17 protein-coding genes are annotated in these 20,725 nt (G+C 49.6%); 9 read left to right on the forward strand and 8 right to left on the reverse strand.

The features are described from left to right. Nucleotides 1-49: 49 nt before the first annotated feature. From AC23NW_RS17865 to AC23NW_RS17875, 3 genes are all read right to left on the reverse strand, one after another. A complete protein-coding gene (locus AC23NW_RS17865; protein WP_487451005.1) occupies nucleotides 50-2,065 on the reverse strand; it encodes a fibronectin type III domain-containing protein in 2,016 nt (671 codons plus the stop codon). A 563-nt stretch (nucleotides 2,066-2,628) separates the two neighbouring features. Continuing rightward, nucleotides 2,629-3,348, reverse strand: coding sequence for a collagen-like triple helix repeat-containing protein (locus AC23NW_RS17870; RefSeq protein ID WP_487451006.1), 720 nt, complete (start codon nucleotides 3,346-3,348; stop codon nucleotides 2,629-2,631). Nucleotides 3,349-3,411: 63 nt separating this feature from the next. Then, entirely contained in the window at nucleotides 3,412-4,077 is a 666-nt protein-coding gene (locus AC23NW_RS17875; RefSeq protein ID WP_487451007.1) for a collagen-like triple helix repeat-containing protein, read from the reverse strand. A gap of 394 nt (nucleotides 4,078-4,471) precedes the next feature. Between AC23NW_RS17875 and AC23NW_RS17880 the strand changes: the two genes are divergently transcribed. The 6 genes from AC23NW_RS17880 (at nucleotide 4,472) to AC23NW_RS17905 (ending at nucleotide 10,128) form a co-directional block, all read left to right on the forward strand. Next, nucleotides 4,472-6,232: a tetratricopeptide repeat-containing sensor histidine kinase gene (locus AC23NW_RS17880; RefSeq protein WP_487451009.1), complete on the forward strand. Its 1,761-nt coding sequence runs from the start codon at nucleotides 4,472-4,474 to the stop codon at nucleotides 6,230-6,232. Between the two features lies 1 nt (nucleotide 6,233). Beyond that, complete coding sequence (locus AC23NW_RS17885) at nucleotides 6,234-6,989, forward strand: response regulator transcription factor (RefSeq protein WP_487451011.1); 756 nt, start codon at nucleotides 6,234-6,236, stop codon at nucleotides 6,987-6,989. A 118-nt stretch (nucleotides 6,990-7,107) separates the two neighbouring features. After that, a complete protein-coding gene (locus AC23NW_RS17890) occupies nucleotides 7,108-7,785 on the forward strand; it encodes a hypothetical protein (RefSeq protein WP_293841015.1) in 678 nt (225 codons plus the stop codon). A gap of 190 nt (nucleotides 7,786-7,975) precedes the next feature. Continuing rightward, entirely contained in the window at nucleotides 7,976-9,190 is a 1,215-nt protein-coding gene (locus AC23NW_RS17895) for a sterol desaturase family protein (RefSeq protein ID WP_487451012.1), read from the forward strand. Between the two features lie 33 nt (nucleotides 9,191-9,223). Next, nucleotides 9,224-9,823 carry a peroxiredoxin family protein gene (locus AC23NW_RS17900; RefSeq protein WP_487451014.1) on the forward strand — a complete coding sequence of 200 codons (600 nt, stop codon included), beginning with the start codon at nucleotides 9,224-9,226 and terminating at the stop codon, nucleotides 9,821-9,823. Nucleotides 9,824-9,873: 50 nt separating this feature from the next. Beyond that, complete coding sequence (locus AC23NW_RS17905; protein ID WP_293841007.1) at nucleotides 9,874-10,128, forward strand: ACT domain-containing protein; 255 nt, start codon at nucleotides 9,874-9,876, stop codon at nucleotides 10,126-10,128. Between the two features lie 62 nt (nucleotides 10,129-10,190). Here the strand turns inward: AC23NW_RS17905 and AC23NW_RS17910 are convergent, their stop codons facing one another. The 5 genes from AC23NW_RS17910 to AC23NW_RS17930 form a co-directional block, all read right to left on the reverse strand. Continuing rightward, nucleotides 10,191-12,620: a TonB-dependent siderophore receptor gene (locus AC23NW_RS17910; RefSeq protein ID WP_487451015.1), complete on the reverse strand. Its 2,430-nt coding sequence runs from the start codon at nucleotides 12,618-12,620 to the stop codon at nucleotides 10,191-10,193. 162 nt (nucleotides 12,621-12,782) lie between these two features. Further along, nucleotides 12,783-13,580, reverse strand: coding sequence for a LytR/AlgR family response regulator transcription factor (locus tag AC23NW_RS17915; protein ID WP_293841001.1), 798 nt, complete (start codon nucleotides 13,578-13,580; stop codon nucleotides 12,783-12,785). A gap of 3 nt (nucleotides 13,581-13,583) precedes the next feature. Next, nucleotides 13,584-15,113 (reverse strand): histidine kinase, encoded by a 1,530-nt coding sequence (locus tag AC23NW_RS17920; RefSeq protein WP_487451017.1) that lies wholly within the window; start codon nucleotides 15,111-15,113, stop codon nucleotides 13,584-13,586. Between the two features lie 13 nt (nucleotides 15,114-15,126). Beyond that, nucleotides 15,127-15,780, reverse strand: a complete 654-nt coding sequence (locus tag AC23NW_RS17925) for a hypothetical protein (RefSeq protein WP_487451018.1) — start codon at nucleotides 15,778-15,780, stop codon at nucleotides 15,127-15,129. A gap of 152 nt (nucleotides 15,781-15,932) precedes the next feature. Continuing rightward, entirely contained in the window at nucleotides 15,933-18,128 is a 2,196-nt protein-coding gene (locus tag AC23NW_RS17930) for a TonB-dependent receptor (RefSeq protein ID WP_487451019.1), read from the reverse strand. A 252-nt stretch (nucleotides 18,129-18,380) separates the two neighbouring features. Here AC23NW_RS17930 and AC23NW_RS17935 point away from each other — a divergent pair, with 252 nt between their 5' ends. The 3 genes from AC23NW_RS17935 (at nucleotide 18,381) to AC23NW_RS17945 (ending at nucleotide 20,646) form a co-directional block, all read left to right on the forward strand. Beyond that, on the forward strand, nucleotides 18,381-18,758 hold the full coding sequence (locus AC23NW_RS17935; RefSeq protein ID WP_293840993.1) for a response regulator: 378 nt from the start codon (nucleotides 18,381-18,383) through the stop codon (nucleotides 18,756-18,758). Nucleotides 18,759-18,834: 76 nt separating this feature from the next. Next, complete coding sequence (locus tag AC23NW_RS17940) at nucleotides 18,835-19,596, forward strand: MBL fold metallo-hydrolase (protein ID WP_487451021.1); 762 nt, start codon at nucleotides 18,835-18,837, stop codon at nucleotides 19,594-19,596. 51 nt (nucleotides 19,597-19,647) lie between these two features. Then, nucleotides 19,648-20,646, forward strand: coding sequence for an oxygenase MpaB family protein (locus tag AC23NW_RS17945; protein WP_487451023.1), 999 nt, complete (start codon nucleotides 19,648-19,650; stop codon nucleotides 20,644-20,646). The last annotated feature ends 79 nt before the right edge of the window (nucleotides 20,647-20,725 follow it).

A 20,725-nucleotide genomic window follows, 5' to 3' on the forward strand; every position in this document is an offset into this window, starting at 1 on the left:
ATAATGTTATGGGTGCCCTGGGGCGCGGCGCACCGGAATAATCTCTTATTTATTTCTTGGTTTTAAGCTTGTTGACTTCTTTCTGAAGTTGTATCAGATGCAGTGTTAACTCTTCTATTTTTTCCAGCAGCAGTGCGTTCATGTGCGTGGCATCCATACCGTTCTTCACGATATCTCTGGCAGATGGAATGCCCGGCAGGTGTTGGTGAGAGCGGATAAACTGCTCAACTTCCGGTAAGGGTTTAAGCAGATAGGATGGCTCAAAGACGCGGTCGGCCCATTGGCTATGGTCTGTGATTGATAGCCTATAGCGGGATAATACAACCTCGCCTGCCTCGTTGACCGTCAGAAACTTGTCTGTTCCGTCAGAGCGGAATTGCGGATTGACTAGATGGCTGAATTTCAGCGTGCCACGATCCCGCAGGTTAATGGTGCCCCGTACATCAAGTGGAAATAGTGGGGTCGTCGTGCCGATACCTACCTTCGTATTCTGCGTTGTATCACCTAACACAATGGCATTACTAATCCCTACCTTAGCTTTAAAGCCGATAGCGGTTGCATTCGTCAGGTTAGGTTGGACAGCACTTGTGCGGGCACCGACAAAGGTGTTGTTGTTGCCAAGATTACTGAGACCGGCTGAATCTCCGACAGCAACATTGCTGTTTGCGTTTGTTGCCGAAAAACTAGCCATGGTGCCAAGACCAACGTTCCCGATACCTGTGTTGTTGCTTTGCCCGGCTCCGACACCTACATACACATTTCGAACCGGAACCTGGAAACGTTGCGTTGCCATCGTAAAGCTTGAGGGTACGCCTGAAGGACAGACCGTCCGGATTTGCCACTCATAGACAACGCCGGGCGTGAGGCCGTTCAGAGTCAGGCGCTTGGATTCACTGGCAGGGAGCGTGCTACTCAATGTCGCGGTTGTCCAGGCTAGTGTCCCTACTCCACGATACTGCACTTCGTAGCTGGCCCCCGATTCACCGGCGTTCCAGACTACTTCGACGGATGACCCCTGGAGATTTTGAACACCCTGTGGTGCAGGAGGATTACATACAGTGGTAAAAACAGAACCTGGTACGGCATAAACAGAAAAGATGCCTGCGGTACAAACCGTCCGGACTCGCCACTCGTAGACTGTACCGGCATTGAGGCCCGTTACAATACGCCGCTTGAATTCGCCTGGTCCTTGTGTGGCAGATACCGGGATCGTAGTCCATGCGGTTGCTCCGGATACTCTGTAATCTATTTCGTAGCTTGCACCTGCTTCACCACCAAACCAATTAAGCCTGGCTGATGTGGATGTAAGCTGATCAGCCGTGAGGGAGTTTGGTGTACCACAAAGTGTCTGGAAACTATTGGGGTCGACCATGAAGTCAGAAGTGATACCAGGGGCGCAGATAGACCTTACGCGCCATTCATAAATGGTACCGGGCCGGATGTCATTAATGACGAACGATTTTTGTGCCGCAACACCAAGCGGGGTGACCAGTGTTGCGGATGTCCAGCTTGTTGTGTTTCTTATCCGCCATTGAACCTCATAATCAGCGCCGGTCTCACCATTGTACCAGAAAACCCGTGCTGAATTGTTGGTGATCTGATCAACACCGGGGGAGCTTGGAATGCGGCACAACGTCTGAAAATTACTGCCTGCGGTCACGAATGCAGACGTAATCCCCGGAGCACAGATGGTACGTACTTTCCAGGTGTAGATCGTGTTTGGGATGAGGTCAGTAGGGGTGTATACTTTCTGGCCTGTTCCGGCGGCGGTAACTAACGTGTAGGAAGTAAACGGGGCGGTACTACTTATGGGTTTATACTGAATCTCGTAGGTAGCATTCTGCTCTCCGCCATAGAAATATAAACGGGCAGACGTAGAACCGACATTGTCTGTGCCGAGGCTTCCCGGTGTTGCACAGGTTGTCTGGAAGTTATTGCCTGGATTAACAAACGCTGATGGACTTCCGGATGTGCATATGGTTCTGACCCGCCACGTGTAGATCGTGTTTGGCGTTAAATCAGTAAGATAGTATGATTTCCCACCGGTGCCCGTCGCTGTTACCAAGGTATAAGATGTGTATGGAGCTGTACTGCTGATGGGTTTATACTGAATTTCATAGCTGGCGCCTGATTCACCACCAAAAAAATATAAATTCGCTGAGGTTGAGCCAATATTATCTACACCAAGGCCACTTGGTAAAACACAGCTAGTCTGGAAGTTATTTCCAGAGTTTACGAAAGCAGACGTAGTTCCGTTGGGGCATATTGTTCTAACCTGCCAAGAATATATAGTATTAGGGATAAGATCAGTGATGTAATAAGATTTCCCGCCGGTGCCCGTCGCTGTTACTAGCGTATAGGATGTGTATGGAGCCGTACTGCTGATGGGTTTATACTGAATCTCATAACTGGCTCCGAGTTCTCCACCAAAAAAAAATACATTGACTGAAGTTGAACCGATGTAGTCTATACTAAGACCATTGGGAGCCGGACAGGTCTGTGCCATACCGGTGGTAGCCGTTACCGCACAAAAAAGGATCATAAAATATGCTTTATAAAATCGGTAGAAAGTTCGCATGACGGCTGATTTTAGTAGTCAGAGAAAAATAATTTAAAACGAAAGTTGGGCTAATCTTTTAGTTGAAATAGCTCTTTGATAGTGTGGTAGTCTGACCAGTCTATAGTCGCATAACGTCCACCTTTTACATTTCCGAAAACCACTACCTGACGATATTGGGGAATAGATTTTACAATATCTTTATAAAATGTTACTGCTTTATTTGTAATTTCAGGAATGGGTACGTACGCGTTTTTAGTATAATCGTAAGGTGAGGTAATAATTGTTAATTGTGGTGAAAAATAATTTTCTGCGTAATTATCATAACTAAATACAGCAACAGCAAAGTCTTCCCGCTTATTGGTTGATCTGCCAGGGATTTTAAAATAACTGGATACTGAATTTACAAGACTTATCCTTTCTATAAGTGTGTATTGCTGTGAATTGCCGGGATCTGCTACTAATTCGTAATATTTTATATAGGTATAAATTGCTGCTGAGTTTATCGCTTCTTTGGTAAGTAATGAATTTGTAGTAGAAGCCGTGCTAAGATAAACGTTGCTGTTATTAAGCCCAATTCCTGAAACCGTACCGTCCCAGTTCGGCGTTTTCCAGTCGCTATAGGTAACATTTGCATTGCCTCTGGGACCCGTATCACCTTTAGCTCCAGTTGTACCCTGTATACCGGCAGGACCTTGTGGTCCTGCCGGTCCTTTGCATGAATTAACGAGTATTATGCTGGTAATAATAAGAGCCGAAACAGCAAATTTATAAAATGATGAATTTGTCATGATATGTGGTGATTATTAGGTGAAATACTCTAAAGGATAGAAGAGGTATGAGGAGATTAATTGTTAATTTTTTAGACTAAGTATCTGTTTTACTTCGTCATAGTTACTCCAGTTAATTGATGCTAATCTTCCATTTTTTACTCCACCATATACGATGACATGCCTGAATTGAGGTAAATTTTTGACTAGATTTCTAATGTAATCTGCTGATTGATTCTGTAATTCAGGTATCGCTTGCCCAAGAGTATAAGTATTAACTTGAATCGTTGGTGAAAAATAATTTTCATCAATTCCACCTGTAGCGATATATGAAAAGCCATAATCGAAAAAAGATGCATTTTTTCTTCCAGGAATTTTAAAATAATGACTTATATCTTTGCTATTACTTATACGCTCGACTAGTTTGTAGGTGGTAGGTATTGAGTCTGCAAATGTCTGATATTTAACGTATGTGAAAATAGCAGCAGAACTAATTGCATTTCTTGTAAAGACAGGGTTATCAGTAGAGCTTACAGAAAGCTCATAAGAATCATTGGTATTTTTTTTTACTTGCCATGTATATGTTTTCCAATCTGTATATACCACGTTGGGATTACCAGCGTCCCCTGGTATACCTTTCGTGCCAACCGCACCCTGAGGACCGGTATCGCCTTGAGGGCCTCTACAGTTTACCATACCAAGCAGAAGAATGAAATAAAGTATATTGTTGATCTGAGTAATGTTTTGCATAAGTGTGAAAGTTTGATTAAAATGTCTTAGCCGAATAGTATTAAAGCGCTTTTCCGCATTCCGGCTATTAGTTGGTTGGATTGCGGAGGCAGTGAAAATAGTCGATCAGTCATGAATGATGTTTGTTAGTTAGCGAGCTTACGTTCATTCTGTGTATAAGTTTGGGAATGGTGTGGACGTGCAGCGGGATATAGTTTAGCAAAACTGCCCGATAGCTATTTATGGCGAAACTGTGACCAAATGTGGTGAATGGTTAATTATCCGTCAACGGTGATCTTTTGGAGGTAACCTTTTTTCTTGCAAACCCTTGCTTATTTCTTACGAGTCAAATAACATTGTGAGTAGAATTGAATACTTCTCTATATCTTATCAATTATTCACACCTACGGATGCTATGCGACTTATTACGAATCGTATCAGATTCATCGCCTTGTTGCTGGTAATTTCACCGTGGTTTAGCCTTGCTCAATCCACAACCTATCTTCCTCTCCGGAAAAACCGGCTATTGCGTGCACAGGAAGCAGAGCGTAAGGCTGTTGCACAGCATGATAGCTTACAATTAGCAGAAGCATACTACCTGTATGGAAAAACGTATGCCTTCTCCGGTGATCTGGAAACGTCTCAACGCTATTTCATGAAGTCGCTGGCAATTCAGGAGCGACGCGGTCTCTCCTTCGAGCTTGGCCGGCTTTATGTCAGATTAAGCGAGAATGAACTGCAGAAAGGTGATATCCGACAGGCTACCTTATTTGCTGAAAAGTCCCTGTCAATTTATCAGAAAATACGTTCTGAACAGGGGTATCTACGTTCCTTCGCGATGCTTGGTAAGATCAGTGAGTACATTTGGGAGAAAAGTGGGAATAAACAAGAAGGCTATTATCTAAAAGCGTTAGGGTATTACCAAAGACTTGAGCGTATTAGTTATAAACTTAAGGACCGCAAGGGTATTGCGGCAACAAATCAACTATTAGGTACACTTTTCAGTAAGGCTAAAGATCCTCGCGCTATTCCTTATCTGAAAAGTGCCATCGCTATTTTTCCTTCTGAGGAACTTTATGGGGATGAGGTTGAGTGTATGCTTTTTCTGGCAGCTGCTTATCGCAATGCAGGTAAGTACAGTAAAGCACACCAAACCTTAGCAAAGGCAGAAAAGCAATACATATTTTATCAGTTAAATGAATATGCTATCCAAATACATCTCGAAAACCAGTTTATACTTTTTTATGAGCAGATTGGTGAATGGAAGAAAGCGAATGTAAGGCTCCGGCGCCTGAAGGGCCTGGAACGAAAATTACTACTTGCTGATCGTGAAGGAGCTATATCTCGTTTACATCTTGAATATGAAACCAGAAAAAAAGAGGCAAGACTAAATACACAACAACGGGAAATAAAACTACAAGCACAAACGCTTCATGTGCAAAGCCGGTTTATGGCTGCTGTATTGATTTTATTGATAATGGCTGCCGGTATGAGTAGTATATTTTTTTGGATGTGGCGCCGAAATCGCCGTATGAGCTTACGAAATGAAACACTGCTGAAAGAGCAAAATCACCGTGTAAAAAATAATTTACAGCTTATTTCCAGTTTATTGAGCCTTCAAGCTAAACGATTAAAAAACGAAGCTGTTCGGAAGGCTATAGAGGAGAGCCGGCTACGTATTCAGGCAATGGCAATCGTACACCGAAAGCTTTATGATAAAGAAGAATTGGTTGAGGTTGATGTCCGCACGTTTGTACCTGAAGTTGTGGATGGTGTACTTAAAGTGTATGGTTACAATGACATAGTAGTTCACTATAGCATTGAACCAATGTTTTTGCAGGGCGATAAAGCCGTTTCAGTTGGTCTTATTCTGAATGAGCTTACCACGAATGCTTGTAAATATGCGTTTCCTGAAGTTGACCATCCGGTTTTTGAGATACGTTTTACGGTGAACGAAGGTTATTTATTCCTGGATGTTAAAGATAATGGTAAAGGATGGCAGGAAAATGAACCGCCTGATAGATCTGGATCTTTTGGGATGACACTAATAAAGACACAGGTTGAACAATTATATGGTGCGTATACCTTCGTCTCTTACAAAGCAGCTACGATACTGCCTGAAAATAATACTAATGCTGCAAAAGGTTTGATGTTTACTATGAAATTTCCACTCTAATATGTCACTGAAACCACTAACTATTTTGCTTATTGAAGATGATCTGGTTACTGCTATGGATATTCGGGAGACATTAGAAGAGGCCGCCCATATAGTTGTAACTGCCCGTAATTATCAGGAGGCACTGTCTGCACTTAGTAAATACCATTTCGATATAGCCTTGGTTGATATTAGTCTGGCAAATTCGCTGGCTGATGGGATTACAACGGCTAGAGAACTGCTGGCTAAACATAAAATGGCCTTAGTCTATCTGACTGCACATTCTGAACCTCAAACGTTTAAAGCGGTTAGAGATACAAAGCCTGTTGCCTATTTACTAAAGCCTTTTCTACATAATGAGCTTACGGGACGGGTAGAAATGGCATATCAAAACTGGCAGTCAGGTTTGCAGGATACAGCGATATTTTTATCTGGCAGTCTGTTTTTGCCTGTAAATAAAGGAGGATATAAGAAGGTTAACCTGGCGGATATTGTCTATTTGCAGGCGGATGGCTCCTATACGAAAGTGTATGTTACTACACAGGTATCTTATCTTCATATTAGCGCAAGTCTGGGTCACCTGACGCAGTATTTTCCGGAAAATGAATTTTACCGGCTTTCCCGGTCTTATCTGATAAATCTGTTTTACCTGGATCGGATCGAGAATGGGCACTTATTTTTATCAGAATTTGCCGGGTCATTTCCGATACCTGCCGGGAGCCAGAAGGAAATCATGAATATGTTTAATATAGTACGCACAAAAAGAGAACATAAGTAATTATAAATTAGGGTTTTGTGTATAAAGTGTGGATTGGTAGTTTCAGGGAATTTTTGTATCTTTATTCCTAAGTATCAACAACAACTAATGGCTGCCGGAGCACGTGCAGCACTGCTTAATGGCTAGATCAAAACAACATCCAAACCAACTTGCTATCGACTTTCTGGCCGCTTATCGCCGGATGCTGATAAGCCTCGGAACGCCCGATAAACTCGTGTATAATGAGTCGATGTTTGCCCGCCTGACCGATCAGTGGGATCAATCGCATGTGTTGCCGGTTGATGTGCTGTTCCAGAAACTTCCCGTTGAGGCGGTCGTATACCGCATGCAGAAAACCGACGACCGGTTGCAGTTTCCAGATACGATGATGGCAGGAGAACTGCGCGGCGTTGAGGGCCTTACCGGCTTCTCGGGTCTCTTTCGGGATCAGGGCTGGATTATGCTGCCGGCCGAACTCACAGGGATGTATAAAAACCTGTTTCTGGCCATCCTGACGGCTTCCATCGGCCTCGAAAAGCTGTATGCGTCGCGGCAGGAACTGCTGGCCGAAGCCGAACGCGTGGCGCTGGCCACCCTGCTGCCGGAAGCCGATATCCGTAATTTCTTCGGACTCCGGCTGACCAAATTTCCTGACAGCTTCCGCTCCGAAGTATCCGGCTACTTTAACCTGCCGTTTGATTTTATTCTCAAACGGGCCTATCATCTCGGCGCGGTCTCGGCTGAAGTCTTTGATGAAGCAGGCAATACGCGCAAACTGCGGACAACCAGCCGGACGGTTCAGCACCGGGCGGCATAACTGTTTACCCTACGGCTTCCCAGGCACCGGCGTTACGCTGGTGCTTTTTTATTTTTTTAAGGAATCATTTTCGGGCCTAATACTTGACTTTAATACGGAGGACTTCGTTTATTTGCAATAAATCCATTAAATCAATAGACTATAAATACTAAAACTCTATCTACAGCATCGACTATTGCTGTTATTGCTTATGCACGGGATCAATATCATAGCGTTTGCCATACCGTTGTTTTTGTTTTTTATCGGTGTGGAATATTGGGTCGCACGGCGGCAGGGAAGAAACCTGTTTCAGTTTGACCGGTCAATCGCGAATCTGAGCATCGGGGTAGCCGAACGGCTGACCGATCTGTTTACAACGTCGTTGTTTTTCGGCGTTTATGCGTACCTGCACGATCATTTTGCCCTGTTTGACATTAAGCCGACGGTCTGGCTGTGGATACTGCTGCTGCTGGCTACCGACTTTCTGTGGTACTGGTATCACCGGCTGGGCCACGAAATTAACCTGTTCTGGGGCGTACACGTGGTGCATCACCAGAGTGAGGATTTTAATTATACGGCGGCAACCCGCATCACGGTATTTCAGGCGGCTGTCCGGACAACGATATGGGCGGTTTTGCCGGTAATCGGTTTTCCGCCGGGCATGATCATTACCATTCTGCTGGTCCACGGGGCTTATCCGTTTTTTACCCATACGCAGCTGATCGGCAAACTGGGGGTTCTGGAATATTTTCTGGTGACTCCATCGCACCACCGCGTCCACCACGCTATCAACCCGCGCTACCTGGACAAGAATTACGGCGATATGTTTATCATTTGGGATAAGCTCTTCGGGACGTTTCAGGAAGAAGACGAGCAACCGGTATTCGGCCTCACGAAACCCCTGAACAGCCATAGTTTTCTGTGGCAGCATTTTCATTTTCTGATCGAAATCTGGTATGCCGTACAGCGGCAGCATGGCTTGCTCAACAAACTAAAGGTTGTGTTTGGCCGGCCGGCCGATTTCGATGAATCGCTCCGGGGGCTGGCCGAGCGCCGGTTTTTGTCGAAACACAAGCAGCGGGCCAGTACACAACGGTTTCGGGGCTATGTGCTTATCCAGCTCATTGTTTCGATTGTGGTGCTGTTCTGCCTGAGCCTCTTCGAGCATCAGGTTCCGGCCCTGCCTAAGGTTATTACCGGCATCTTTCTGGCCCTGACGCTGGTAAATATCGGTTGTATTCTGGAACAGCGCCGGTGGGTATTTTACCTGGAATGGGTCCGGTTTAGTCTGGTTGCCATCGGGTTGTACCTCTACTGGCCACACACGGCCCTGATCGTTACGGGCGGCATTGTGGCATTTATCTACATTTTTTACTTCCGGGAACTACGGCGCTATTACCTGCAAACGCTCTACGGAAGTCTTTAACCGAACAATAACCTGTATCAAACAGACCGAACCATGCTGTACGAAATTGAAAACGAAGGGGAAGAAATTCGCACAATCATGCTGAAAGACCGCACTGCAACCCATAAGCTAAAGCCATTGGTAACCGGTGATAAACTACCGTATCTCAACCTTGTAAACCGGACCGACGACAGGGACACGTCCGGAGTGCCGGGCTTTTTTACGTCAATTGACGATCTGCTCGATAACCAGCCGCTGGTCATTGCATTTTACAGCCCGAACTGGGGCCATTATGCCCGGCCATACCTGGAAACACTGGTCCGGTTGTCGTATGGCCTGAAAGCGGTCGGGGCTAACCTGCTGGTCTTTTCCGATGAGCGGGCAAAGATCGTAGCCCGGCAGGCTGGTCCTGTGGATTTGCTGATTGCGCAGGATACGCGGCTTTCGGTCGCGCGGCGGTTTGGCCTTCATTCGGAAGATGATCCCGTCTGGGACCGGATTTCCGGCATTTCAGACGATGTTTTTCTGCCGGCTATATACGTGGTAAATCCGGACCGGATCATTACCTGCCACAGCATAGCGGAATATTTTGACCGGTTACCCGATCCGGCGCGAATTATTGACGCCGTACTGGAATTAAGTCCGGTCGTATAGGTGTTAGTTAGGTATATCTCACTTTTTACACGAACAAAACAACAACAATTATGGAACACCACACGAGTTACCAACATCATGTTTACCAGATTCTGGGGTTTGACCGCATCGGCTTTGTCGGCGACCTGACCAATGCTATCCCGGCGGACGAAGATTACCGCATTATGGGGATGCAGCTGGAAGGCGACGGCGTGCGCGTTAAAGGGCACGTGGCTGTTGCTGTGCCCGGCAAGGAAAAACCAACCGGTCTGATGCAACTGATGCGCTCTGTACCGGGTGTGGTAACGGTGAAGGTGGTTTCCTGATCACATAAAAAACGCCCGCCGGTGATTCACCGGCGGGCGTTGACAAGGGAAGGTATGTGCAATCAGAATTTATAGGTCAATGTAGTCGTGAACTGACGCGGCGGAATCGGCATAATGCTGTACCGGTCGTGAATCAGGTAGTTCAGCTCATTGGTAATATTGGATACCTTCGCCAGAATCGACACGTGTTTGTAGCTGTAGCCGGCCGACAGATCGAAGGTGGCAAAGCCGGTCAGCGGAATCAGCCGGCTGAACTCCGGTGTCTGGCCAACGGTGTTGTTATTCCCTCCGTAACGGGCTCCCGTGTAAAACGCTGATGCTCCCAGTTTCAGGCCGCGCAGCTGTGGCAGATCAAACGTATAGAAAATCGTGGCATTACCGGTATGGGCGGGGTTGTTGGTCAGGCGCTCACCCAGGATCGGTGCTCCTTTGGCGGTCGATGTGTTGGTATAACGCATGTAGTTATAGCCATAGCCGGCGATAAAAAACCAGTTTTTCGACAGATTGCCGTTGATGTCAACTTCAAGGCCGTCGCTGGTTGTCTGGCCGGTCAGTTCCTTCACGTTGGTGTCGGTGTTGGGCGTACCGTCGGCTTTGGTCAGCGCCATCTGCGCAAAGTTGCTGTTGACAATTTTGTAGATGCTGAAGTTTGCCCGCAGGCGTCCGTCCAGAAATTCATTTTTAACCCCTGCTTCAAACTGGTCGATAATCGACGGGCTCAGGATCTGGCCGTAAATATCGACACCGGTGTTGATGGTAAAGTTGTTGGAGTAGCTGCCGAAGAATGACGTGTTTTTTGTCGGCTGATAAATCAGCGCCAGCTTGGGCGAGAACGCACGGTCATATTTAGTCTGGGCTGCGCCGCGGGTGGCGGCATCGGTACGCAGGTCAAGGATGCTGGTTTGCAGCGTCTTCTGATACGACCAGCGGATACCGGCAAAGACTTTGATGTGGTCGGTCAGCGTAATCAGGTCCTGTACGTATACACCGGCACGGTACGATGGTGAGGTCGTGCGGGTAATGGCGCGGCTGTCCGGAATGTCGGTACGCTGCTCATATTTGGCCGGATCGAGAATGTTGATCTTGTCGTAGGTCGTTACGCCGACGCCATTGCTGGTGATGGTAAACGCATTGCTGACACTCGTGATCGCAACCAGATCAGACCCGATAAGCAACTGGTGACCGATGCTGCCCGTTGAGAACCGGCCGTTGATGTTTATCTGCGCCGTTTTGTTTTTTTCCGATGTCAGCGTACGGCTTAGCGCACGGCTCCAGTCGCCGTTGGCTGCCACGTTGTTGTTGGGTACGCCGGCGCCGAACATGGTAATATCGGTTTGCTGCGCCGACACAATGGCGTTGACCTTCCACTGGTTGTTGAAATCGTGCTGGATATTCATCGAACCGCTGGCCTGCTCCATGCGGTTATAGGCCCAGCTGGTATTGATAAACCGCGATCGGGGCACATCCGGAATGATGGCATCCATGTTAGCGTTCAGCGAGCCGACACCATTGTCAGGTGTGATGTTGGCTTTCAGGTAATCACCTTCGAGCAGAATGCTTGTTTTCTTACCTAATTTATAAAGCAGGGAAGGGTTGACGTAAACACGGTCTGACTTCACCACATCACGGTAGCTTCTCGCATTTTCATAGGTGCCTACCACACGAAACGCCAGATTCTTGCTCAGCGGTCCGTAGACATCAAAAATTGGTTTGTATAAGCCGAAGCTGCCGGCCCGCATCGACACCTCGCCGCCCCAGTTGAACTTTGGTTTTTTGGTCACCATATTTACCACCAGACCGCCGGATACGTTGCCATACAACAGCGCTGAACTGCCTTTTAACACTTCTACGGATTCGAGGGTACTGGCTTCCGGGAATCCCGCAGTATTTGAAATCACCCCGTTTTTAAAGATGCTGCCTGCCGCACCAGCAATGCTGATGCTGTAGCCACGGGCCGAGAAGGTTTCCGCAACGCCCTGCCGCTGTTGCGTCAACGATACACCGCTGACGTTTTTGAGGGCATCGCCCAGGCGGGAAATCTGCTGGTTTTCGATAACGACACTACTGACGACGCCCGTTGTCTGGGGCATGTCGAGCGTAGCGATGTTTGCTTTACCGGCCGTAACGGCGCGGTTGGTTCCTTTGACGACCACCTCGCTGAGCTGAGCGGTGTTTTCGTCCAGCAAGAAATCGACGGTTACGGTCTGACCGGCTTTAACAGTCACGGTCTTTTCCTGTTCCTTCAGGCCAACAAATGTCGTACGTAGCGTATAAGTACCGGGCGTGATCGTCCGGAGCGTAAATGAGCCGTCTTCGGCCGAGATGGTGCCTTTGCGGGTATCGTTCAACCCGACGTTTACGAAAGCTGCCGGATTACCATCGCTGGTTTTGACGATACCAGTGATCGTTCCATGATGTTGAGCAACTGCCTCAGATACAACAGTTAACAGGCATAACGTGATAAGTGTAACGAGGTTGTATAGTGATTTCATTTATTTGGAATAATTATAAACAGTGCAAAAGTAGGGCACGATTCGTAATTCTCCAATTTATTTAGACTGATTCTTAATATTGTTTTTTGCCGTAGAAAGACTAAAGGGACCAACAATACCATAGTTTGCCATGGCACAAAACGCTGGGCAGCATCCGGCCTGTTAAATCTCCATCAACCGCCGGATGGCATCACCGTAAGTAGAGCCGGTCTGGACTTTGGTCGCTTTTTTGTCGGCCATAACCAGCAGGAACTTACCGTCGAAATGACGGTGGATTTCGTTGATTTTGTGGCTGTTGACCAGCGTCGAGCGGCTGACCCGAACAAATGTTTCCGGCAGCTTGTCGGCCAGCGTCGTTACGGTATAGCTCGTCAGGAATTTCTGGCCGTCGAGCGTAGACAGAAATACGTATTTGTCCTCGGCTTCGAAAAAGGCAATTTCCGAAAGCGGCACGAGCTTGATTTTATCGCCCGTTTTTACCGAAATCGAATAAATTTCTTTTTTCGGCCGCATCTGCTCCAGCATCCGCATCAGGTTATCGGCCGGATGCAGAGCGGGTGGCACGTCATCGTCGGCGGCTGAGGAGCGGGAAAGGTCAATGAAGGAGCGGATTTTCTGGACCGTCCGTTCGAGGCGTTCGGTTTCGACAGGCTTTAACAGGTAATCCACAGAGTGTTCCTCAAACGCACGGATGGCATACTGGTCGTAGGCCGTGGCGAAAACGACCATGGGCATGTACGTTAGCCGGGACAGCATCTCGAAGCCGTTGAGCAGCGGCATCTCAATATCCAGAAAAATTAAATCAGGGCGTTTAGCTTCGACCAGCGACAGGCCCTCGGCACCATTGCCGGCCTCGCCGATGATGTCGAAACAATTATCAAACTTACTCAGTAAACGTTTTAAGCGGCTGATGGCCAGTGCTTCATCGTCAATCAAGAGGGTGGTTAACGGAAAATTCATACGTTAGGCGCGTGCGTCTGTTGAACCTTTAAAATTAAATCTATCACTACTCACGACCTGTTTCAGGGTCGTCATCCGCATCGAAAGCAATACCTGTTTATACGGCTGATTATGGAGCTCGACCTTCGCATCGTCGGCATAGAGTAATTTGAGCTTGTCCTGAATGCTGCGGAGTCCGTAGCCGCCGCTCATATCTTCGGAAAAGTCCGGCCCGTTGTCGTGGACACTGAGGTGGAGCCAGCCCTGTTGTTCGTAAATTTTGATGTCGATCCGGCCCGAGTCAGCCCGCTTCGAAATACCATGTTTGACCGCATTTTCGACCAGCGGCTGCAGCAGAAACTGCGGAATCTGTACATCGCCGAGGTTCGCTTCCTGCAAATCGACGCTGAACTGGAGCCGTTCGCCGAACCGTACCTGTTCGACCTTCAGGTAGGTCCTGACCATTTCCAGTTCATTGAACAGCGTATTGAAATGAGAACCATCGCGGCCGGTGGTATAGCGGAATAGTTTCGACAGCAGCAGGGTCATTTCCTCGGCTTTGTCGGGGTCTTCGTGGACCAGGCTGGCGATGCTGTTAAGGGCATTGTACAGAAAATGCGGGTTTATTTTGGCCTGGAGCGCATCCAGTTCGGCCCGCGTTTTCAGCTTTTCCATGTTTAGCAGCCGGTATTCCTGCTCCGACAGTTTGCGGGTCAGTTGCCGGCCCTGCCGCTGAAGGTAGTACAGCAGGTTGGCCACCGTCAGCGGCCCCGTTGCATATAAATACCAGGGCAGCTCAACCATCGTAGACCGGTATTTATCCATATGCGGAATCAGCGCGCTGACGGCTTCACGTCCTCCGGCAAACTGGAACATAAACATTTGCTCGATCATCCAGAAGCCAATTGCCAGGCCGGAAAGCAGCAGGTGCCGTTGCCATACTTTCATATGCAGACTGTCGAGCCACGGAGACAGGCCACTGGCCAGCAGGGAGATGGTTATACCCGACACCATGTTCTGGGTAAACACCCACTGGTTCATTCTGGCCAGATTGGGGTCTGCCTGATTGGTCATCAGGCCCGTGAAATAAACGATGGCGCTGATCCCGTACAGAATAAAGGCCCCCAGCATCATGGTAATGAAAATGCCTAAAACACTGCGCTGCCGGAGCAGGGTCGTCAGCGTAATGGGTTCGTCGCCCGCAAACGGATTGTGCATTTTCGGCGGACTGGCCGCGCTGAACGACATGGACACACCCTCCAGGTTGGCCCCGCTGAGATCCGCCCCGTCGAGACCCGAAAAGTTCAGGTTAGCCCCCGTCAGGTCGGCATCGACAAAGGACGCATTTTGCAGGTTGGCAAAACTCAGGTTTACCTCATGCAGGATCGCCCCGTTGAAATTAGCGTTCTGCAGGTTGGAGAAGCTGAAATCGGCCCCGGTCAGATTCAGGCCGCTGAAATCAAAGTTGGCCAGATTCGAACCACGCATCCGGACCGGACGTGATCGGTCGGTGGCGGCGTTCCGGATGGATTGTTCCAGTTGTTCGCGGGTCATAGTCATTATCGGCTTACTGGCATTTAGCCAGCATCGGGCTGATTTCGTTTTTGCCCCAGTTCGGGTGCAGCTCGCTGGCAGGTTTAAAGGTAGTAAATTTTTCGGCGGCTTTCTGAAGCAGCGGGCAGGCGACTTTGGCCCCGCCGCCATACTGCTCCGGTGTATAGAACAGCGACTGGCCTTCGAGCACATACGGGCGCGGGTTACCGGCATTCAGTGCTTTGGCTTCGGCAACGGCTTCCTGGAAGGTTGCTCCGTAGGTCTGCCAGCGGTTCATCGGATCAACTACCATCCGCGACTGGGCAATATACGCTTTCAGCACGGCCAGTTCATCGTTTTTAGGGGCTAGCGCCTGCGCTTCTTTCAGGTATTTATCGGCCTGATCGAGGTACTTGTCCTTTTCGGCAGCATCCTTGCCCATAAAGCCCAGGTATACATACATCAGACCGGCGTAATAGCGCGGGAGCCATTCTTTCTGCTCCACACCGGCAATGCGTTCAAACTGATTGGCCATCGCAAGCATGTCGGCTGGCGACGTTTTTTCGGAATAGCCTTTCATGGTGCTGAGCGCGTCTTTCATCGCCTGTGTGTACTGTTCAGACTGTGCCCAAACCGGTGAAGAAGCGCCTAATAACAAGGCTGTGAGGGTAATGATGATCGTTTTCATGTATCTGGTTTGTCTTTTACTGGTGATTGAGTTGGTTTAAAAGAAATCGTACTAAGTAAGCAAACAGCATTAGAGTTTGCCAGCGAACAAACTGCTGTATTTCAGTGGTTTATTCGCTCAATCGCACATTCACTAATTCGCTCAATTGCTTACTACAGCTGGTTAATGTCAACTTTTGCCTTTTTCGACAGCATCATGACGCCGCCGATGAAAAAGCTCCGGTATGATTGCGGACCGACGGCATAGCGCGTTTTGTTGTCAGGTGTATAGCGGTATGTAAAGACGTTTCTGGTATTCAGGATGTTATCGACCGTGGCATAAAGAACCAGAAAGTTGCCTTTGACCGCCGTGATATAACTTGCCGAATAACTGAGGTTATGCACGGCCGGTGTGCGGTCGCTGAAATAGTCGCCGGGGCGTTCGTTGTTCCGGTTCGGGTTGTAGTAGGGCCGGCCGCTGGTAAAGGTGTAGGTCAGCCCCATGTTTGTCCGTAATTTGTTGAAATACCGCTTGGTTACCAGACTGGCGTTGTGGTTTGAGACAAACGACGGCGTGGTCGCCATGCTGTACTGACTGAACAGCCGTTTGGTATCGACATAGCTGTACGTCACCCAGTAATCGAGTCCTTTCACCGTTTTCTGATCGCGCCAGAATACGTCGAAACCCTTTGCGTAGCCGTTACCGGTGTTGTCGGTACGTCCCCACGGAAACCGGTAGGGGTTGGTATCGAATGCCTGACCGGTAAACTCGCGGACCAGCGCCGCGTAGTTTTTGTAAAACGTTTCAATCCGGAACGTGCGCTGGTTTCTGATCAGCTGATAGTTCAGGATCAGGTGATCGGCCCGCTCGTAGGTCAGGTCCTTGTTGAGGTACAGGTAGCGGTAGTCGGGTGTCTGGTAGAACTGACCCGCGGCCAGCGAAATCTGGCTGAATGTCCCGGTTTTATAGGCAAACGACAGGCGCGGGGCCAGATTAACATCCCGGAGCAGCGAGGAATACTCGCCGCGAACCCCGATGCGGCCGGCCAGCTTGCGGCTCAGGTACAGTTCAGACTCAACGAAGGCTGCCATGTAGGTGTCGCTGAGCTGGTAACGGGTTCCCATCACCCCGTTTGTCAGCGCAATATGGTGTACCTCAGTGCCGAACAGCACGGAACTATTGCGGGCCAGCAGCCGGGTTAGCACCAGACGCCCCTGCGTCCGGCTGTCGGACCGGCCGAAGTCAAGGCCGTTGAAGGTCATAAGGTCGTTGTTGCGGCTATACGAAAGGCCGGTGTTGAGCAGCCAGCGGCCTTCGTCCCAGCTGTCGGTATAGGTGCTGGTCAGAAAGGCGTTGCGGTTGGTCTGGTCGATGGCCGTTTTGCCTGGGCCTGCGGGGCCGGTTTCCACCGATGGATCGCGGAAGTTCATGGCCAGCCGGCTGGCCGAATACATGCCATACACCTTCAGCAGCCCGTTTTTAGTGGGGCGCAGGCGGTAGGTCAGCGACGAACCGGCAAATTCGGGGTCGCGTACCCAGTCAATATTCTGGCGGATAAGCGCAAACAGCGGTTTCAGGTTGCCGTAATACAACGACCCGGAAATGGATGCGTTTTTTGTTTCATGGTCAATGCCGACGTTGGCACTGATAAGGTTGAGGCCGATGCTCAGGCCGTTGTTTGTGTTTTTGTCGTTGGTATTCAGCAACAGCACCGACGACAGGGCCTGCCCATACTGCGCCGAATAACCGCCCGTGCTGAACGAGGTTCCTTTAAACATAAACGGCTGAAACCGCCCCCGCGACTGGACATCGGGCAGGGAGCTGAAATACGGATTCTGCACAATCATGCCGTCGATAACCACCTTTGATTCGAGGTTAGACCCGCCACGGACAAACATTCCTTCCTGTTCGCCGACGCGCTGAGCCCCCGGCAGCAGGTTCATGGTCGCCGTAATATCGGCCTGGGCGCCGGCAGTGGTCACGATATCCATGGGTTTGAGCATGGTCATTTTTCGTTCGTCGGACGCCTCGAACGCACCGGCCGTGATGACGACGGTGTTGAGTTCACTGGCGGCTTCCTGCAACCGGACTGCTACATCGGGCTGATTCGCCGAGAGCGTCATTTTTCCGGTAAACGGCTCGTAACCGATAAACGAGACTACCAGCGTGGCAGTATCCTTGCGGCTGGTCCGGAAGCGGAAGTTGCCCGTACTGTCAGTATTGGCGCCGTCGTAGGTGCCTTTGATGAACACGTTGGCGCCCGGCAATGCCCGTCCTTTGGCATCGGTAACCCGTCCTTTGAGGATAGTTTGCCCGATGGCCGGGAGTGTCATGAGTAGTGTTGTTCCGATCAGCAGAGGTAATTTCATGGTGATGCAGCCGATAGTTGCCGGATCAAAACTAGCGGCTCGTGCGGGCAGGCCGGAACCTTTTCCGATGAATGATGGTAAATGAAGAGTGAAACAGGGTAAAAAACGGGATGAATTTCTGATGCCCGAACGATGATCCGGTGTTTGTTGATCGAACCGTTTACTGGTTCAAAAACGCCAAAATCAGCGTTTCTTTTGCATTTGCGGATTTATCGCTAATTTCACCTGCCCAAAAACATTCAAATTCCAACTATGTCAGCTAAGCGCGTCCTGATAGCCGAAGACAGTTCCGTTATCCAAAACCTGGCCCGCAAAATTCTTGAGTTCCAGAACTACGATATCACTGCCGTGAAAAACGGAGAACAAGTGCTTCAGATTCTGGAAAAAGAAGATTTCAATATCCTGTTGTTAGACATCAACATGCCGATTATGGATGGTATGGAGTGTGTACGCCGGGTAAGAGCGTTGGCCGACGAGAAAAAAGCGGCTATTCCGGTGGTTGCCATTACCGGTAATGCTAAAAATTACACAGAAGAAGAATTCAAAACGGCCGGCTTCAACGATGTGCTGGTGAAGCCTCTGAACTTTGACCGTCTGGTCGAAGTAGTGAACCAACTCACAGATAAATAATGAGTGAATTCCCGAATGATTGAATGATTGAATAAACGCCTTATTCGATCATTCAATCATTCAGTCATTCAAAACTATGCTTGTTACCCTCCTTGGCACCGGTACTTCTTCGGGGGTTCCGTTAATCGCTTGCGAGTGTGAAGTATGTCGCTCGACCGATTTCCGTGATAAACGACTGCGCACCTCGATCCATCTGGCGGTCGATGATGTGAGTGTCGTGGTGGATACCGGACCGGATTTCCGCCAGCAGATGCTGCGGATGGGGCTGAAACGGCTCGATGCAGTGGTGTTTACCCACGAGCATAAAGACCACACCGCCGGCCTTGACGAGGTACGGGCGTTTAATTTCCGCCAGAATCAGGAAATTCCCATCTATGCCCGTGACCGGGTACTGGCGCAGCTCAAAAACGAGTTCGCCTATATTTTTGCCGAACACAAATACCCCGGCGTTCCCCATATTCAGTCGCATGAGATTGATGATGAGCCGTTTGAGATTCGCGGCGTCCGGTTTACGCCCATCAATGTCATGCACCACAAACTGCCGGTCTACGGGTTCCGCGTGCGCGACTTTACCTACCTGACCGACCTCAACTACATTTCGGACGAAGAGCTGGAAAAAGTATACGGTACCCGTGTGCTGGTGCTCGACGCCTTGCAGCGTCAGCCGCATATTTCGCATTTCACCCTCGACGAAGCCGTGGCGCTGGCCGAACGCATCCGCGCCGAACGGACGTATTTTACCCACATCAGCCACAAGCTGGGTACACACCGCGATGTGGAAAACGAACTGCCGCCTTCTATCCGGCTTGGCTACGACGGGCTACAGATTCAGTTGTAAACCAATCGGCTGAACAGACCGTTATGGGAGTATATACTGACCTGACCGGCTATGGCTGCTTACCCGATACAAACTACCCGACCGTTTCCCGACCTGTTGCTGCACACCTGCCGACAGCAAGGCGACCCGCCGGCTGATGCCATTATCGATGCGCTGATTCAGCAACAAGGCCCAACCGCCCTGAGGACCCTGATGCCGTGGCTGACGACGGGCAAGCAAACCGGCGAAATGCCCTTTCGGGATTTACTGACGCCCTTTTTTGACCAATATCGCCCGCTGCCCGACTGGGCTGACTCTGCGCAAATGAAGCAGGGAATGGCCGTTTTTGCGCAGCACAGCCGCGCTATTTCCCTGATTCTGGGTTGTTTTTCGCTGCCGTATTGCTACCTTGGTGCCGATGGAGCGCAGGTGCTGTGGCTGACCGAACGCATCCGGCACGATACGGCTCGCCGCCTGCAGGAAACCGGCGAATGGCTCTTTGCGGTGATGGACCCCAAACACTGGCGCACCACCGAAGCCGTTGACCGGACCTTGCGTGTCCGCCTGATTCATGCTGCTTCGCGGTGGTATGCGCGGCAGCATCCGGAGTGGGACATGGCCTGGGGACTGCCGATCAATCAGGAAGATATGGCGGGCACGAATCTGGCATTTTCGTACGTTGTGTTGCTCGGTCTGCGGGAAATGGGGATTCGCCTGAGCCGCGACGAGGAGGAGGCCTATCAGCACCATGTTAACGTGGTGGGGTACCTCAACGGCGTATCGGATGAATTGCTGCCACGAAACCTGCGGGAGGCGTTTCAGCTGGGCCGGGCTATTGCGCGGCGGCAGTTCAAGGCGTCGGAAGCCGGTAAGGGCCTGACGCAGGCATTGTTGCAGGCCATTGCCAGACAGGTAAATACTCCCGAGAGCTGGAACCTCGCCGCGGGCGAAATGCGTTTCTTCCTGGGCGACACCTATGCCGATATGCTGGGTGTACCGGTCATACCGCTCGGCAAACGCGTGGCGGGTGTGGTCAACCGGTTGCCTTTATTCCAGACAGGATTACTATGATTTGCAGGGGGGAACCACGAAGGCAGTAAGAATCTAAGCGGCACGAAGGGTAAAAACTTAGTGCTTCTTCGGTACATAG

The sequence above is a fragment of the Arsenicibacter sp. R0_47 genome (genome assembly GCF_057652235.1).